The 15,855-nt window shown below is 73.3% G+C and carries 15 protein-coding genes; 4 read left to right on the top strand and 11 right to left on the bottom strand.

What is annotated here, in order from left to right; genetic code table 11:
• Positions 1-280: 280 nt before the first annotated feature.
• Entirely contained in the window at positions 281-2,254 is a 1,974-nt protein-coding gene (locus tag ACR9ZK_RS07795) for a thioredoxin domain-containing protein (RefSeq protein ID WP_481341324.1), read from the top strand.
• A 209-nt stretch (positions 2,255-2,463) separates the two neighbouring features.
• Positions 2,464-3,372, top strand: coding sequence for a response regulator transcription factor (locus ACR9ZK_RS07790; protein WP_481341323.1), 909 nt, complete (start codon positions 2,464-2,466; stop codon positions 3,370-3,372).
• Positions 3,373-3,444: 72 nt separating this feature from the next.
• Here the strand turns inward: ACR9ZK_RS07790 and ACR9ZK_RS07785 are convergent, their stop codons facing one another.
• The 8 genes from ACR9ZK_RS07785 to ACR9ZK_RS07750 form a co-directional block, all read right to left on the bottom strand.
• Positions 3,445-3,837, bottom strand: a complete 393-nt coding sequence (locus tag ACR9ZK_RS07785) for a hypothetical protein (RefSeq protein WP_481341322.1) — start codon at positions 3,835-3,837, stop codon at positions 3,445-3,447.
• Complete coding sequence (locus ACR9ZK_RS07780; RefSeq protein WP_481341321.1) at positions 3,830-4,516, bottom strand: S24/S26 family peptidase; 687 nt, start codon at positions 4,514-4,516, stop codon at positions 3,830-3,832. The genes ACR9ZK_RS07785 and ACR9ZK_RS07780 overlap by 8 nt, the downstream gene beginning before the upstream one ends.
• Positions 4,517-4,841: 325 nt before the next feature.
• Positions 4,842-5,615 carry an FAD:protein FMN transferase gene (locus ACR9ZK_RS07775; protein ID WP_481341320.1) on the bottom strand — a complete coding sequence of 258 codons (774 nt, stop codon included), beginning with the start codon at positions 5,613-5,615 and terminating at the stop codon, positions 4,842-4,844.
• Between the two features lie 40 nt (positions 5,616-5,655).
• Positions 5,656-6,138, bottom strand: coding sequence for an FMN-binding protein (locus tag ACR9ZK_RS07770; protein ID WP_481341319.1), 483 nt, complete (start codon positions 6,136-6,138; stop codon positions 5,656-5,658).
• Between the two features lie 94 nt (positions 6,139-6,232).
• Positions 6,233-7,678, bottom strand: a complete 1,446-nt coding sequence (locus ACR9ZK_RS07765; protein WP_481341318.1) for a ferredoxin reductase family protein — start codon at positions 7,676-7,678, stop codon at positions 6,233-6,235.
• A 143-nt stretch (positions 7,679-7,821) separates the two neighbouring features.
• Positions 7,822-8,604, bottom strand: coding sequence for a TSUP family transporter (locus tag ACR9ZK_RS07760; RefSeq protein WP_481341317.1), 783 nt, complete (start codon positions 8,602-8,604; stop codon positions 7,822-7,824).
• A complete protein-coding gene (locus tag ACR9ZK_RS07755) occupies positions 8,601-9,386 on the bottom strand; it encodes an HAD family hydrolase (RefSeq protein ID WP_481341316.1) in 786 nt (261 codons plus the stop codon). Before ACR9ZK_RS07755 ends, ACR9ZK_RS07760 begins: the two co-directional genes overlap by 4 nt.
• Positions 9,383-11,161: a proline--tRNA ligase gene (locus tag ACR9ZK_RS07750; RefSeq protein WP_481341315.1), complete on the bottom strand. Its 1,779-nt coding sequence runs from the start codon at positions 11,159-11,161 to the stop codon at positions 9,383-9,385. Before ACR9ZK_RS07750 ends, ACR9ZK_RS07755 begins: the two co-directional genes overlap by 4 nt.
• Positions 11,162-11,317: 156 nt before the next feature.
• Between ACR9ZK_RS07750 and ACR9ZK_RS07745 the strand changes: the two genes are divergently transcribed.
• Both ACR9ZK_RS07745 and ACR9ZK_RS07740 read left to right on the top strand, forming a co-directional pair.
• Positions 11,318-12,121, top strand: coding sequence for a methyltransferase domain-containing protein (locus ACR9ZK_RS07745; protein WP_481341314.1), 804 nt, complete (start codon positions 11,318-11,320; stop codon positions 12,119-12,121).
• Between the two features lie 62 nt (positions 12,122-12,183).
• Positions 12,184-13,029 carry a GNAT family N-acetyltransferase gene (locus ACR9ZK_RS07740; RefSeq protein ID WP_481341313.1) on the top strand — a complete coding sequence of 282 codons (846 nt, stop codon included), beginning with the start codon at positions 12,184-12,186 and terminating at the stop codon, positions 13,027-13,029.
• Between the two features lie 15 nt (positions 13,030-13,044).
• Here ACR9ZK_RS07740 and ACR9ZK_RS07735 read toward each other — a convergent pair whose 3' ends face one another.
• The 3 genes from ACR9ZK_RS07735 to ispG form a co-directional block, all read right to left on the bottom strand.
• On the bottom strand, positions 13,045-13,890 hold the full coding sequence (locus tag ACR9ZK_RS07735) for a GNAT family N-acetyltransferase (RefSeq protein WP_481341312.1): 846 nt from the start codon (positions 13,888-13,890) through the stop codon (positions 13,045-13,047).
• Between the two features lie 114 nt (positions 13,891-14,004).
• On the bottom strand, positions 14,005-14,673 hold the full coding sequence (locus tag ACR9ZK_RS07730; RefSeq protein WP_481341311.1) for a nucleoside/nucleotide kinase family protein: 669 nt from the start codon (positions 14,671-14,673) through the stop codon (positions 14,005-14,007).
• Between the two features lie 2 nt (positions 14,674-14,675).
• A complete protein-coding gene (gene ispG / locus ACR9ZK_RS07725) occupies positions 14,676-15,836 on the bottom strand; it encodes a flavodoxin-dependent (E)-4-hydroxy-3-methylbut-2-enyl-diphosphate synthase (protein WP_481341310.1) in 1,161 nt (386 codons plus the stop codon).
• Positions 15,837-15,855: the final 19 nt, after the last annotated feature.

The following is a 15,855-nucleotide window of genomic DNA, read 5'->3' as shown; positions in this document are numbered from 1 at the left end:
TCCGTCGTCGGCAGCGTCAGATGTGTATAAGAGACAGCCATCGCTCCCCCTGCCGTCCCGCCCTGGGCCGGTCCCCCCGCGGGGTGGAACCCGCACGGACCGTCCGGTGACGGTTGCCCGCGCCGCACCGGACCCGGCGCAGACCCACCGGACCGCCCGACGCCGCCCCCTCGACGGCGTCGAGGACGACGATAGGCGCCGGCGGGGCTCGATGGTGGTGAAGTCGTGCAGGCGGCAGGCCCGCTCGCCACCGCGGGGACCGGTGATGGACAGTGGAGGGATGCCGAACCGTCTCGCCGACGCCACGAGCCCCTACCTGCTCCAGCACCGCGACAACCCCGTCGACTGGCACGAGTGGGGCCCCGAGGCGTTCGCCGAGGCCCGCGAGCGCAACGTCCCCGTGCTGCTCTCGGTCGGGTACGCGGCCTGTCACTGGTGCCACGTCATGGCGCACGAGTCCTTCGAGGACGACGCCGTCGCGGCGGCCCTCAACGCGGGGTTCGTGCCCGTCAAGGTGGATCGCGAGGAACGGCCCGACATCGACGCCGTCTACATGTCCGCGGTCACGGCGACGACCGGGCAGGGCGGCTGGCCCATGACGGTCTTCCTCACCCCGGAGGGCGAGCCGTTCTTCGCCGGCACCTACTTCCCGCGCGAGCACTTCCTGCGGGTGCTCGCCGCGCTCGACGAGGCCTGGCGCACCCGGGAGGACGAGGTGCGCGCGTCGGGCTCGCACATCGCCGGAGCCCTGCGCGAAGGGCTGCGCTCCCCCGACCCGCTCGACCCGGCGACGGACCTGCTGGACGCCGCCGTGGCCCTGCTCGCCCGCCAGTTCGACCCGCGTTCGGCGGGTTTCGGCGGGGCGCCCAAGTTCCCCCCGTCGATGGTCCTCGAGTTCCTGCTCCGCCACCACGGTCGCACCCGCGACGCGACCTCGCTCGAGCTCGCCTCGCGGACCCTGGAGCGGATGGCGCGCAGCGGCATGTACGACCAGCTCGGCGGCGGGTTCGCCCGGTACGCGGTCGACGCCGACTGGGTCGTGCCGCACTTCGAGAAGATGCTCTACGACAACGCCCTGCTGCTACGGGCGTACGCGTCGTGGTGGCGCCTCGGCGGCAGCGACCTCGCCGAGCGCGTCGTCCGCGAGACCGCGACGTTCCTGCTCCGCGACCTGCTGACGCCGCACGGCGGGTTCGCCTCCTCCCTCGACGCCGACGCCGACGGGGTCGAGGGCCTGACGTACGCCTGGACCCCGGCCCAGCTGCAGGAGGTCCTCGGTGACGACGCCGCGGCCGCGGCCGCGCTCCTCGTCGTCACGCCGGCCGGCACCTTCGAGCACGGCTCCTCGACCCTCCAGCTGCCGCGCGACCCGGACGACCCGGACTGGTACGCCGGCGTCCGGACGCGCCTGCTCGCAGCCAGGCGCACCCGACCCCAGCCGGCCCGCGACGACAAGGTCGTCACCTCCTGGAACGGGCTGGCGGTCGCGGCCCTCGCCGATGCCGGCGCCCTCCTCGGTGAGCCCGGCTGGGTCGAGGCGGCGGCACGGTGCGCGAGGCACGTCCTCGACACCCACGTGCGCGACGGAGTCCTCCTGCGAGCCTCGCGCGACGGACGACCCGGGTCGGCCCGCGCCGTCGCCGACGACCACGGCAACCTCGCCGAGGGTCTGCTCGCCCTGCACCGCGCCACCGGCGAGGCCACCTGGCTGGTGCACGCGCGCACCGTTCTCGACGGCGCCCGTGCGTTCGCGGCGGACGACGGCGGCTTCCACGACACCGCTGCCGATGCCGAGTCGCTCTACCTGCGACCGCGCAGCGCCGCCGACAACGCCGAGCCGTCGGGTCAGTCCGCGCTCGCGGGCGCCTTCGTCACCCTCGGCGCCCTGACCGGCGACGTCGAGGCCCTGCGTACCGGCAGGTCGGCGGTGGCCGCGGGACTCGGGCTCGCGGCGCGCGAGCCACGCTTCGGGGGGTGGACCCTCGCGGTGGCCGAGGCGCTGCTCGACGGCCCGGTCCAGGTGGCCGTCGTCGGGACCGGACCGGAGGCGTCGGCGATGCTCGAGGTGGCGCGCCGCAGCCCGCGCCCCGGAGCCGTCGTCGTGGCCGGTGGACCGGGCGCGGCCGGTGTGCCGCTGCTCGCCGACCGACCCCTCGTGGGCGGCCGGGCCACGGCGTACGTGTGTCGCGGCATGGTGTGCGACCTGCCCGTCACCGACGCCTCGGCGCTGTCCGACCGGCTCGCCGCGCTCTGAGGACGCCGCCCGCTGCTGGGCCACGTGGGACGGGGCGCCGGCGCACCGGTTGCGTGCGCCGGCCTCCTCGGGGGCGTCGTCCCGGGTCCGATTCTGGAGGTCCGAGCGCAACTGAGCCGGTGCTCCTGCTGCAAGAAAGACGCAAGAAGTCGGCGGCCACTGGGCCCGTTCCGGGGTGCGTCATACGCCCCATCTGTCACAATCCACGCATGACGGGCACCGAGCGCAGGGCAGTCGTCGTCGAGGACGACGACGACATCCGGCAGCTCATCACGCACAGCCTCGCCATGCAGGGGTTCGCCGTCGCCGTCGCGCGGTCGGGTCGCGAGGCCATCGACCTCGTGACGACGACCGACCCCGACGTCGTGACCCTCGACCTCGGGCTGCCCGACCTCGACGGCATCGAGGTGTGTCGGCGGGTGCGCGAGACGAGCCAGGCCTACATCATCATGATCAGCGCCCGCACCGAGGAGATCGACCGCCTCATGGGGCTCGAGACGGGTGCCGACGACTACCTGACGAAGCCGTTCAGCCCGCGCGAGCTGCAGGTGCGCGTCAACGCGCTGCTGCGTCGGCCGCGCACGTCGTGGGACCCGAGTGCCGGCGTCACGGGACCCATCCCGGTCGCCGGCTCGAACGGCGCGACGTCGATGCCCGGCTCGGGTCCCGGGTCGGGTGCGGTGTCGGGTGGCGGGCTCGGGACCGGTCCGGCAGCGGGGCCCCGCGTGTTCGACGCCATCGGCCGGGACGACCTCACGGCCGGCGCTCCTGGGCACCGCCCGGGTGCCGGTGAGCCGGGGTCCGTGGTCCGGCACGGCCTGCTCGCCGTCGACACGGAGAGCCGCACCGTCACGGTCGACGAGCGCGAGGTCGAGCTGACCCGGACCGAGTTCGACCTGCTGACGACGATGCTCGCCGCGCCACGACGCGTCTGGTCGCGGGCCGTGCTGCTCGACACGCTCTGGGGGGCCGGCTGGTCCTCGGAGGAGCACCTCGTCGAGGTGCACGTCGGCAACCTGCGTCGCAAGCTGACCCGGGCCGCGCCCGAGGGCACCCGTCCGCTCATCCGGACGGTCCGCGGCGTCGGCTACCGCATGGAGGAGCCGGACGCCCCGTAGGCGTCCGGCTCCTGCCCCGCGGCGCTCACCCGACCGAGCCGGCCCACCCAGCCACGCCCGGTCCGCCACGGTCTATCCGCGCTGCCACCCGGACAGGTGCAGCCCGAGGGCCACCTCCGTCTCCGCGGTGTCGTGCGCGAGCTGTCCGAGGCACTCCCACGTGCGCTCGGTCTCGTCCGCCTCGACGGCGGCGATGAGCAGGGTCGTCCGGGCGGCGAGGCGACGAGCCCCCACGGTCCCCGACGTGACGCGGAGGCTGAGGAGCACCTCCAGGGCCCCTTCCTCGTCGCCGGTCGTCAGCGCCGCCTCGATGCGCCCGACGCGTTCGGCGAGCAGTCGCAGGTAGGTGCGGGCGACCGACGAGGCCACCAGCTGGCTCTCGAGCTCCTCGCCGAGGGCGAAGAGCGTGCCGGGCTCGAACACGGGCTCGAGGTCGGCCTGCAGGTGCAGCGGCGTCTCACACATCGGTGCGCTCCTTTCCGGTGGTCCCGATGCCCCGCAGGCCCATGAGGAGCGCGAGGCCGAGGACGCCCCAGAGCGCCCACGTCTGCTGCAAGGGGGCGCTCAGGACGCCGACGACCTCGCCGAGGTGCCGCACGACGTGCGTCGAGCGCCAAACGGTGCCGCCCTCAGCGGTCACGACCCACGGGTCGACCGTGTCGCTCGCGTCTGCCCGGGTGACGAGGCTGACGCGGCCGGCGGCGTCGCGCCCGACCGAGACCACGCGCCTCGTCTCGTACCGGCCGGCCTCGACCGGGGAGCGGTAGGTGATGACGTCGCCCACGGCGACCTCGGCCGCACGGACCGGGACGCTGACGACGAGGTCGCCGCGCTCGATGCCCGGTGCCATGCTCGCGCCGAGCATCGTCGACGTGCGGTAGCCGAAGACGTGCGGACCGATCGCGACGACCGCGAGGACCGCCGCGGCAGTGAGCACGAGCGTCGCCGTGGCGATCGCCGACAACCGTCGAACCGCCCGACGCAGGGTCGTCCACCCGGCGCGGGCCCGGCGGGACCTCACGCGGACGGCCGTCCGTTCCACGGGGGAGGTCTGCGGCAGCGACCCGGTGGCTGCGAACGCCCGGCGCGTGCCGTGCGGCCGCAGCGGCCGCGGTGCGCGGGCCAGGCTTGCGGTGCTGCTCACGGCGCTCTCCTGTCTGTTCGGCGAAAGTCGGACCTGCTGGTCGTCCCGGTCGTGCTGGTCGTGCTTCGCGCGGTTCGGGGGCGGGTGGCGCTGCCACGTCACTGCTCCGGTCGTCGCCTTCCGTTCTGGCTGGGACCACTGTGTCGGGGCAACCACAAGACGGCGGGCTGTTGGCCGCAGGCTTTGCGCAAGAAAGCCGCAAGGCCACCGGTCCGACCCGTCGGACGAGTGGCCTTGCGGCACAAGCAGATTCAGCGTGACAAGCCGGGCGAATGCCGCGAATCGGACAAGAGACGGCGGCCCTCGCCAGGGGGCCGGCGGCGGCTCAGAGCACGGTCGACAGGTAGTCGCGGGCGTCGAGCGCGAACCGTTCACGGGCGGTCTGTCCCCCGACGAACAGCGCCGTCGCCCAGATGTCGGCCCACACGAGACGCGGCCCGACGACGGTCACGGAACCCGGGCGCGCGACGTGCTCGCCGCGCACCGGGTCGTAGAGGTGGGCCCCGCGAGCGGCCGTCCCCGACGTCGCGACGGCCCCGTGCGTCAGCGTCACGGTGCCCGCGACCCGGCTGCGGTCCATGGGGTCCTCGATGCCGACCCGCCACGGGATGGCGCCCGGCCCCTCGAGCGGCACGTCGGCGTGGGCCCCGATGAGGAGGTCCCCGCCGGCGTTGACGCAGAAGGAGGTGCCCGGCAGAGAGCCGAGACGCTCGGCTGCGAGGTCGACGGCCCAGCCCTTGACGAGGCCGGTCGGGTCGAAGGCGAGGTCGCCCTCCGGCGTCGGCAGCAGTGTCGTGAACACACCGCCGGTGACGCGTTCGGCCTCCTCCCCGAGCGCGAGGGCCTCGGCGACGCGTGGGCTCGCCTCGGACAGCTCGATCTCCTCACGACGCAGCCGCAGGAGGTCCGAGTCCTCGCGGTAGGTGGAGAAGATCGTGTCCATCTCGCGCAGCACGGCGTAGGCCGTCGCGACCGCGGACTCGGCCGCCGGCCCCTCCACGTCGCCACCACGCAGGTGGATGCTCACCGGCATCCCCATGACGTGCTCGACCCAGGCCCGGCGGGCCGGGGCCGTCCGTCGCACCGCGTCCACGGTCACATCGTCCTCCTCGTCTCCGCGCCTCGGCCGCCCGCGGCGGTCACAGGTTGGCCTTGTCGATCGCCGACTGGAGCGACTGCGTGTAGCCCTCCCATGTGACCGTGGCACCCGAGACCACGTCGATCTGCGCCGACTGGGCCTGCACCGCCTCGCTGTCGTAGACCGGCACGGCCTGGGAGTTGATCATCTGGTCGTGCCGGTCGGTGGAGGGCACCTGCAGGACGTCGACGGCGGTGATCCGGCCGTCCTCGACGGTGATCCGGACCTGGACATCGCCGTACCGGGTGCCGACCGCATCACCGTCGTACGTCGTCGACGCCGAGGTCGACGAGCCGCTCGAGGAGGTCGAGGACCCGCTCGAGGTCGTCGTCTGCTGATCGGCGGTCGGGGCGGTCGGGGCGGTCGAGGCAGCCTGACGGGTCTCGGCCGTGGCGACCGGCGTGGAGGACCGCGAGGTGCCGTGGCTGAAGAGCAGCACGAGCACGGTCAGCGTGCTCATGGCCCAGATGACGATGCGTCTCATGGCTGGTCTCGTTTCGTGGGGTTGCCTGCCCTCGCCCGGTGCCGTCGGCGTCGGGAGGGTCTCGGGAGCGGGGTTTCGGGAGGGCGTCGGCGGGTCAGTAGCCGAAGCGCTCGTGGTGGATGGCGTCGGCAGCCACGCCCGCGGCGCGGGCCGCGTCGACGACGAGGTCCATCCAGTGCTGGTTGCCGCAGACGTACACGTCGCGGTCCGCGACGTCGGGCACGATGCTGAGCAGGGCCTCGGCGTCGGTGAGGTGGGCGGCATCCGCCGGCAGCCAGCTCGGGCGGCCCGGTGCCCGCGGGCCGATGACGGCGACGACGCGCGCTCCCCTGTCCCGGGCGAGGGCGAGCAGCTCGTCGGCCAGGACGATGTCGGACTCCCGCGACACGCGGTAGACCACCACCGTGGCATCCGGGCCGGCCGGGAGCTCCTCGAGGAGGGCCCGCAACGGCGTGATGCCGATGCCGGCGCCGACGAGGAGCGCCTTGTCGCGGGTGCGGACGCCGGCATGGAGGCGTCCGTACGGTCCTTCGACGAGGACGCGGGTGCCCGGGCGCAGGGCGGCCAGGCGGCTGCTGCCGTCGCCGACGGCGGCCGCCGTGATGCGCAGCGAGCGCCCGTCGGGGGCGGCCGAGAGGCTGTAGGGGTTGGCGCGCGTCCAACCGGGGCCGTCGAGGAAGCGCCACTGGAAGAACTGGCCGGCGCGGACCGGCAGCCGGTGCAGGTCGCGCCCGGCGACGGTGACCGAGGTGACGGTCGGCGACTCGGCGACGACGCCGGTGACGACGAGCCGGTGGCGGCACGAGCGGAGCAGGGGCAGCCCCACGCGGAAGACGACGACGGCGACGAGCGAGGCGGCGTACAGACCCCACCAGAAGACGGTGGCCACCGGACTGGCCCGGAAGTCCTGGCCGGTCCAGAGCTGGTGCGGCAGGGCCAGGCCCGCGCCGAGGTAGGCGTAGAGGTGCAGCAGGTGCCACGACTCGTAGCGGAGGCGTCGGCGCGCCGCCCGGACGGAGGTGACGACGACCATGACGAGCGCGACGGCCCCCGCGAGGGCGAGGAGCATCCCCGGCGAGTTGAGGATCTCGTCGAGGAACGTGCCGACGACACCGAGGCCGGTGCCCTGGTCGTAGCCGAGGATCGTCAGGCCGATGTGGGCGAGCATGAGGTTGAACGAGGTGAACCCGACGAGGCGGTGCACCCGCGCGAGCTCGTCCTGGCCCCACGCCTGCTCGACGGTCGGGATGCGTGCCATGAGGAGCACCTGGAGCAGGATGAGCACGGATGCCAGCAGCCCGCACAGCCTTCCGACGTTCGTCAGGGCGTCCCCGAGCGTCCCGAAGGCCGTGAGCCCGCCGCCGGCCACCCAGAGGGCCACGACGAACAGCACCAGTGCCCACGCGACGGCGCCGGACGCATCGCGCCACCACCGCGGCGTCCGTCCCCTCCACGGCCGCACGGACCCGGGGCCGGCGGGCGGACCGTCCGCGGTGACGGTCCTCCGGCGCTGGGTCTCGGGGATCGTGGCTGCGCTCATGGTCGAACCTTCACGATGCGCGCTGTGCGTCGCCTGTGGCACACACAGCACCCGAGTGTGAGGTCGGCGGGCTGCCCCGGCGTCGACCGCGACGGGGCCCAGAGGTGGCCGGGAAGGCCGCCGGAGGACGGGAACGGACGCGCTCAGGCCCAGAGGCCGAGCAGGCTGCCGCCGATCCGGACGATGAACGCGACGACGATGACGACGAACACGACCCGGACGAACCCGCTTCCCCGCGCCACCGCGGTCCGGGCGCCGACATAGCCCCCGAGCAGGTTGGCCGCCGCGATGACCGCACCGACCTGGTAGAGCACCAGACCCATGGGGGCGAAGACCGTGAGCGCACCGAGGTTGGTCGCGAAGTTGGCGATCTTGGCCTTGGCGCTCGCCTCGAGGAAGTTGTACCCGAGCAGCCCGACGAGCGCGAAGACGAGGAAGCTGCCGGTGCCCGGGCCCAGGGCGCCGTCGTAGGCACCGATGACGAAGCCGGTCAGCATCGCGAGGACGGTGTGCCGCGCGCCGTGGAAGCGGCGGATGGACTCCTTGCCCAGGTCGGGCCGCAGCAGGGTGTACGCGCCGACGAGGACGAGCAGCACGAGGATGATCGGGTTGAAGGCCGACTTCGGGATGTGCAGCCCGATGAGGGCACCGCCGATGGACCCGAGGTAGGCCACCGCCGCCATGGGAAGGGCCGTGCGCAGGTCGGGCCGCACGCGTCGGTAGTAGGTCACCGAGCTCGTGGCGGTGCCGAAGATCGAGCCGAACTTGTTCGTCGCGAGCAGCTGGGCCGGGCTCGCCCCGGGAAGCCCGACGAGGAGCGCCGGCAGCTGCACGAGCCCGCCACCCCCGACGACGGCGTCGATCCAGCCCGCGGCGAAGGCCGCGAGGCCGAGGAAGACGAGGGTGGTGAGCGTCGGGTCGCTCACGCCTCGTCGCCGTCCGCGACCTGGTGGTTCCAGAGCGCGACGATGCCGGCGACGTCGAGCAGCTCGTGGGCGACGGCGTCGGGCCTGGCGTCGACCGGCATGCGCTGTCCCGCAGGGATGTCCGAGTGGGGCACGAGGATCGCCCGCATGCCGACCTGGTGGGGTCCGTGGACGTCCTCGAAGAGCCGGTCACCGACGTAGACGGCGTTCTCGGGCTCCACGTCGAGCGCCGCGCACACGGTGCGGAACGCGTCCGGGTGCGGTTTGACGACGTGGATCTCCGAGGAGTAGACGTCTGCGTCGAGCAGGTCGAGCACGCCGTCGCGGGCGAAGACCTCCCGGTGGTACTCGCGGCTCCAGATCGTGTTGGAGAGCACGCCGACGCGGATTCCCTTGCGACGCAACGACTCCCACAACGGGCGCACCTGCGCGTCGGTGTGCGTGTGCGGCTCCCAGAAGCGCTGGTACGCCGCCAGCGCGAGGTGGTGCCGGTCGTGCGCGGGGTCGACGCCCGCCTCCTCGAGGATCGCCGCGATCGACGCGCTCTCGTGGCTCTGCCGGCCGCGACGCCAGGCCCGCTCCTCGGCCTCGTGGATGCGCCGGGCGAGGGAGTCGGCCTCGGCGAGGTCCTCGACGGGCATGTCGGGGTCGTCGACGGGCAGGCCGTGCACGGTGCGGGCGAACACCCGCCACTGCTGCGGCAGGTCGACCTCGTGCCAGGGCGTCAGCGTGCCACCCCAGTCGAAGACGACAGCCTCGACCGGACGTCGGGACGGGGTCACGAGCGCTCGACCTCCGCGGTCACCTCGGCGGTCAGGGCGGCGACGACGTCTTCGACGGCCACCTCGCGGCGCTCGCCCGAGCGGCGGTCCTTGATCTCGACGACGCCGGCGGCGAGGCCCCGGCCGATGACGAGGATCGTGGGTATCCCGATGAGCTCGGAGTCCTTGAACTTCACGCCGGGGCTGACACCCCTGCGGTCGTCGACGAGCACCGACAGGCCCTGGACCTCGAGCTCGCGAGCGACCTCCTCGGCCTTGACGAACATCGCCTCGTCCTTGCCGGCGACGACGACGTGCACGTCGGCCGGGGCGAGCTCGCGCGGCCAGATGATCCCCGCCTCGTCGTGGTTGCCCTCGACGACGCAGGCCACGGCGCGGCTCACGCCCACACCGTAGGAACCCATGACGACCGTGACGAGCTTGCCGTTCTGGTCGAGCACCTTGAGGTCCAGCGCCTCGGCGTACTTCGTCCCGAGCTGGAAGACGTGGCCCATCTCGATGCCGCGGGCCCCCTCCAGTACGTGGTCGCAGTTGGGGCAGGGGTCGCCGAAGCGCACCTCGGCCGCCTCGATCGTGCCGTCGCCGGTGAAGTCGCGGCCGACGACGAGGTCGAGGACGTGGCGGCCCGGCTCGTTGGCGCCGGTGACCCAGCGGGTGCCCTCCGACACCCGCGGGTCGAGCAGCATGCGGATGCCGGTCGTGCCCTCGAGACCGAGCGCGCCCGGACCGATGTAGCCCTTGACGAGACCGGGGTGCTCGGCGAAGTCGGCCTCGGTGAACGCGTCGAGCTCGGCCGGCTCGACCTGCGCGCCGAGGCGCTTCTCGTCGACCTCGCGGTCCCCCGGAACACCGATGGCGAGCGGCTCGCGCGTGCCGTCGGGGTGCTTGAGCATGACGACGACGTTCTTCAGCGTGTCGCCGGCCGTCCAAGGGCGGTCCTCGCGCGGGAACCGCTCGTTGAGGTGGTCGACGAGCGTCGCGATCGTCGGCGTGTCGGGGGTGTCCTCGACGTGCGCGGCCGGAACGCCCTCCCACCCGACGGGCGCGGGCGCCGGGACCTTGACGGCCTCGACGTTGGCGGCGTACCCGCAGTTCGTGCAGTGGACGTAGGTGTCCTCGCCGACCTCGGCGGTCGCGAGGAACTCCTCGCTCCTGCTGCCCCCCATCGCACCGGCCATCGCCTCGACGATGACGTAGTGGAAGCCGAGGCGGTCGAAGATGCGGACGTACGCCTCGCGGTGCGCCTGGTAGCTCTTGTCGAGCCCGGCGGTGTCGATGTCGAAGGAGTAGGAGTCCTTCATGACGAACTCGCGACCCCGGAGCACGCCGGCACGCGGGCGGGCCTCGTCGCGGTACTTCGTCTGGATCTGGTAGATCGACAGGGGCAGGTCCTTGTAGGAGCTGAAGAGGTCCTTGACCGCGAGGGTGAACATCTCCTCGTGCGTCGGGCCGAGCAGGTGGTCGGCACCCTTGCGGTCCTGCAGGCGGAAGATGTTGTCGCCGTACTCGGTCCAGCGGCCGCTCGCCTCGAAGGGCTCCTTGGGCAGCAGCGCCGGGAAGAGCAGCTCCTGCGAGCCGATCGCGTCCATCTCCTCGCGGACGATCCGCTCGACGTTGCGCAGCACGCGCAGGCCGAGCGGCAGCCACGTGTAGACACCGGGGCTGACGCGGCGCACGTAGCCGGCACGCACGAGCAGCCGGTGGCTCGGGACCTCTGCGTCCGCCGGGTCCTCGCGAAGGGTTCGCAGGAACAGGGACGACATGTGCAGGGCCACCGGGACTCCTTCGGGTGCGTCGCTCGGGGTGAGCGCGGGTGAACCCCGGAAGGATATCGGTCGCCCGGCGGACGCTTCGCCCCCGATTCGCCATGCCCCCTCCCGGGACCGTGAGACATGGGCGCCACCACGACCGGGCGCGGGTAGCGTCCGGTCATGGCCGACGTCTACCTGCACGGGCACCACCCGAGCGTCCTCGCCTCCCACGGGGCGCGGACCGCCGCCGACTCCGCGGCCTACCTCCTCCCGCACCTGCGCGCCGGCCTGTCCCTCCTCGACGTCGGCTGCGGTCCGGGGACCATCACCCTCGACCTCGCTACGGCCGTCGCCCCGGGCGTCGTCGTCGGCGTCGAGAACGTCGAGGGCCCGCTCGTCGAGGCCCGCCGCCACGCCGCCGCCCGGGGCGACGTGCGGACCCGGTTCGAGCTGGCCGACGTCGCCGCCCTCCCCCACCCTGACGCGGCCTTCGACGTCACGCACGCGCACCAGGTGCTCCAGCACCTGACCGACCCGGTCGGTGCCCTGCGGGAGATGGCGCGCGTCACGCGTCCGGGAGGCGTCGTCGCGGTGCGCGACGTCGACTACGCCTCCATGGTCTGGCACCCGGCCTCCGAGGGCATGACGCACTGGCTCGAGGTCTACCGGCAGCTCGCGCGGCTCAACCACGCCGAGCCCGACGCGGGCCGGCACCTCGTCGCGTGGGCGCACGCCGCCGGGCTGACCGACCTGACGCCGTCGGCCTCGTTGTGGACGTATGCCGTGCCGGAGCAGTGCGCCTGGTGGGGCGGGGTGTGGGCCCGACGCGTCGTCGACTCGACCTTCGCCACCCAGGCGCTCGAGCGCGGCCTCGCCACGCGCGCCGACCTCGAGGCCATGCGCGACGCGTGGCTGACGTGGTCGCGCCACCCCGATGCGTGGTTCGCGATGACCCATGCCGAGGTCGTGGCCCACGTCGTGTGACCCGGGCCGCCACGCCGCGAAAAGGCGGGCGGTCCCGGACCGCCGTCTGCCAGATTGGGCCCATGCCAGCGCGCATGACCGTCCACGTGACCTCCGACCCTGTTGAGGCCGGGTCGTGGTTCGCCGACCTGGTCGACCGCGAGCCGCAAGCCCTCAGCGTCGTCGCGAGCGTCATCGCGCGGGTCCTGCACGACCCGACGCTGCACCCCGGCGCGCGCTGGTGGGCAGGTCACGAGGGCACCGACGTCGTCGCCGCCTACATGCACACTCCGCCGCACCCGCTGCACGTCGCGTTCGCCACGCCGGACGGCGCGCGGGCCCTGGCGGCCGGTCTGGCCGGGCAGGGCGACCACCTGCCGGGCGTCGGCGGACTGCGCGCACCCGCCGAGGCCTTCGCCGACGAGTGGTCACGGCTGACCGGCAGCACGGCCCGCACGACGATGGAGGTCGGCCGCTTCCTGCTGCCTGACCGCGCCGTCGTGCCCTTCGAGGTGCCGGGCGCCTTCCGTCGGGCCACCGCGGCCGACCTGCCGCTCGTCGACGCGTGGCACCAGGACTTCGTCGACGCCATCGAGGGTGGTGGCCGGGCCGCCCTGCCCCTCGTCGACACCGTCGCGGCGGGCCGGGTCGGACTCTGGGTGGACGGCGGCGGCGAGCCCGTCTCGATGGCGTACGCCTCGCCGGCGAGCGGCGGGCTGACACGCATCTCCGGGGTGTGGACCCCACCCGGGCTGCGGGGCCGCGGGTACGCCAGCGGGGTCGTCGCCGCCCTGTCGAACGAGCGCCACGATGCCGGTGAGGCGTGCATGCTCTTCACCGACCTCGCCAACCCGACCTCCAACGCCATCTACCAGGCGATGGGGTACCGACGGGTCGGTGACGCCGTGAGCATCACCTTCACGGCCTGACCGTCCCGCGCGGCGTCAGAGCAGGACGGTCGTGAACGCGCCGACCTCGTGGAACCCGCACCGGTCGTAGGTGGCCCGGGCCGCGACGTTGAAGTCGTTGACGTAGAGCGAGACCTCCTCGGCGCGATGGGTGAGCACCTGCTCGACGACCGCCGCCATCGCCGGGACCGCGAGGCCGCGGCCGCGCAGCCGCGGGTGCAGCCAGACGCCCTGCACCTGCGCACAGCCGAGCGCGAGCGAGCCGACGTCGGCCTTGAAGACCACCTCGCCGTCCTCGACCTTGACGAACGTGTGACCCTGACGGACGAGCGCTGCGATGCTCGCCCGGTAGCCCCGGTCGGAACCGTGGTAGGGCGGGTAGCCGATCTCCTCGGTGAACATGTGCGCGGCCGCCGGCACGACGAGGTCGACCTCGTCGAGGGAGGCCGGACGCACGTGCTCGTCCAGGTCGAGGCCGAGGGCGGACGGGCGGGTCGAGGTGGCGAGCAGCGGCTGGTGGGTCCGGATGGCCCGCACCGGCCCCCACGTCGGACCGAGCCGGTCCCACAGGCCGACGACCTGCTCGCTCGGACCGAAGATCGAGGCGCACTGGCGACGCATCCGCATGATCCGCGCGGCGATGGCCGTGACGCCCGCCTCGTCGAGCTCGACGGGCACGACGTTGGCGCTGACCCACGCCAGCCCGGCGAGGTCACCGGCCTCGACGTGCCCGATGAGCGAACCCGGCGCCGCCGCGATGCTGCCCTCGAGGATGCGGGCGGCAACGAACACGTTGGCCACCCGGTCGCGCGCGCACAGCGCGAGGGCCGCGTCGCGGTCCGCGGTCGACAACGACCGCACGGGGAGGCGTTGGCGGAGCACCTCCCAAGAGTGACGGCACGTGAGCCCGTTGTCACCTACGGCACGCGACCGGCAACCCCTTCGTGACCTGCGCCGGCGAGCACGCCCGGCAGGCGACGCCGTCAGGGGTTGTCGTCAGGGGTTGCGGTGCAGGACCGGCGCGTCGAGGTCGGTGTTGTCGAGTACCCACGTCGCACACTCGCGCGGTCGCGCCTGCGCGAGGTAGAGCCGCTGCCCTCCGACGTACCGGTGGTTCGACGGGGCCTCGGGATCCGCGTCGTGCTCGGTGCCGAGGCGGGCGTTGCCGCGCGGCACCGACACCGCGAAGGGCACGTCGACGAAGACGACGGCATCCCACGACCCGGCGAGCTGCGGACGCTGGAGGAAGATGCCGTCGACGAGCAGCAGGGTGTCCGGGCCCACCGGCACCGGCGGGGGCGCGACGGGTTCGTCGCGGGCGACGTCGTGGACCGCCGGCGTCACCGGCTGCCCGCCCCGGAACGGCTCGAGGACGACGCGTCGGAACGCGGCGTAGTCGTAGGAGTCCTCGTAGAAGGTCTCCGGGCCGCGCCCGCGCGCGACGCGGTCGGCACGCGGACGGTGGAAGCCGTCGACCGACACCCGCAGCACGTCACGCCGAGCCCCGACGACGTCCGCGAGCTGGTCGGCGAGGACGGTCTTGCCGGCGCCGTCGACGCCGTCGACGGCCACCGCGACGCGTCGCCCGGGCCGCAGGGCGACCAGCTCGTCGGCGAGCGCGCGCACGACGGCGAGGCGTCCCGACGCCGCGACGGGTGGGCGCACGGTCAGCCGACGGTGACGCTGGGGCTGCCGGCGGCATCGTCGTCGACAGGCTCCCCCATCTCCTCGGCGATGCGCATGGCCTCCTCGATGAGCGTCTCGACGATCTGGCTCTCGGGGACGGTCTTGATGACCTCGCCCTTGACGAAGATCTGGCCCTTGCCGTTGCCGCTCGCCACCCCGAGGTCGGCCTCGCGAGCCTCCCCGGGGCCGTTGACGACGCAGCCCATGACGGCCACACGCAGCGGGACCGTCATGCCCTCGAGGCCGGCGGTGACCTGGTCGGCGAGCGTGTAGACGTCGACCTGTGCCCGGCCGCACGACGGGCACGAGACGATCTCGAGCTTGCGCGGCTTGAGGTTGAGGCTCTGCAGGATCTGGTTGCCGACCTTGACCTCCTCGACCGGCGGCGCGGAGAGCGAGACCCGGATGGTGTCGCCGATTCCCTTGGACAACAGCGCCCCGAACGCCGTGGCGGACTTGATCGTGCCCTGGAACGCGGGACCCGCCTCGGTGACACCCAGGTGCAGCGGCCAGTCCCCGCGCTCGGCGAGCAGCTCGTAGGCGCGGACCATGACGACGGGGTCGTTGTGCTTGACCGAGATCTTGAAGTCGTGGAAGTCGTGCTCCTCGAAAAGGCTGGCCTCCCAGACCGCGGACTCCACGAGGGCCTCCGGTGTCGGCTTGCCGTACTTCTCGAGCAGACGCCGGTCGAGCGAGCCGGCGTTGACGCCGATGCGCAGGGAGACACCGGCGGCCTTGGCGGCGTCGGCGATCTCCTTGACCTTGTCGTCGAACTGGCGGATGTTGCCGGGGTTGACGCGCACGGCCGCGCAACCGGCGTCGATCGCGGCGAAGACGTACTTCGGCTGGAAGTGGATGTCGGCGATGACGGGGATCTGGCTCTTGCGCGCGATGGCCGGCAGCGCGTCGGCGTCGTCCTGGCTCGGGCACGCCACCCGCACGATGTCGCAGCCCGCGGCCGTGAGCTCGGCGATCTGCTGGAGCGTCGCGTTGATGTCGGTCGTCGGGGTCGTCGTCATCGACTGCACCGAGATCGGGAAGTCGGACCCGACGCCCACCTTGCCGACCTGGATCTGGCGGGTCCGGCGCCGGGGCGCGAGGACCGGCGGGGGCGCGGAGGGCATGCCGAGGGAGACGCTCATGCCGCCCATTATGTCTCGA

The sequence above is a fragment of the Monashia sp. HAY1-5C genome (assembly GCF_056755255.1).
The sequence above is the reverse complement of the archived record's forward strand: the minus strand, read 5'-3'. Positions and strand labels throughout refer to the sequence as shown.

What these genes read in the sequence shown, in the direction of transcription:
- ACR9ZK_RS07795 (WP_481341324.1), top strand. Translation starts at nt 281, where the DNA reads ATGCCGAACCGTCTCGCCGACGCCACGAGCCCCTACCTGCTCCAGCAC.
- ACR9ZK_RS07790 (WP_481341323.1), top strand. Translation starts at nt 2,464, where the DNA reads ATGACGGGCACCGAGCGCAGGGCAGTCGTCGTCGAGGACGACGACGAC.
- ACR9ZK_RS07785 (WP_481341322.1), bottom strand. Translation starts at nt 3,837, where the DNA reads ATGTGTGAGACGCCGCTGCACCTGCAGGCCGACCTCGAGCCCGTGTTC.
- ACR9ZK_RS07770 (WP_481341319.1), bottom strand. Translation starts at nt 6,138, where the DNA reads ATGAGACGCATCGTCATCTGGGCCATGAGCACGCTGACCGTGCTCGTG.
- ACR9ZK_RS07765 (WP_481341318.1), bottom strand. Translation starts at nt 7,678, where the DNA reads ATGAGCGCAGCCACGATCCCCGAGACCCAGCGCCGGAGGACCGTCACC.
- ACR9ZK_RS07745 (WP_481341314.1), top strand. Translation starts at nt 11,318, where the DNA reads ATGGCCGACGTCTACCTGCACGGGCACCACCCGAGCGTCCTCGCCTCC.
- ACR9ZK_RS07740 (WP_481341313.1), top strand. Translation starts at nt 12,184, where the DNA reads ATGCCAGCGCGCATGACCGTCCACGTGACCTCCGACCCTGTTGAGGCC.
- ispG (WP_481341310.1), bottom strand. Translation starts at nt 15,836, where the DNA reads ATGAGCGTCTCCCTCGGCATGCCCTCCGCGCCCCCGCCGGTCCTCGCG.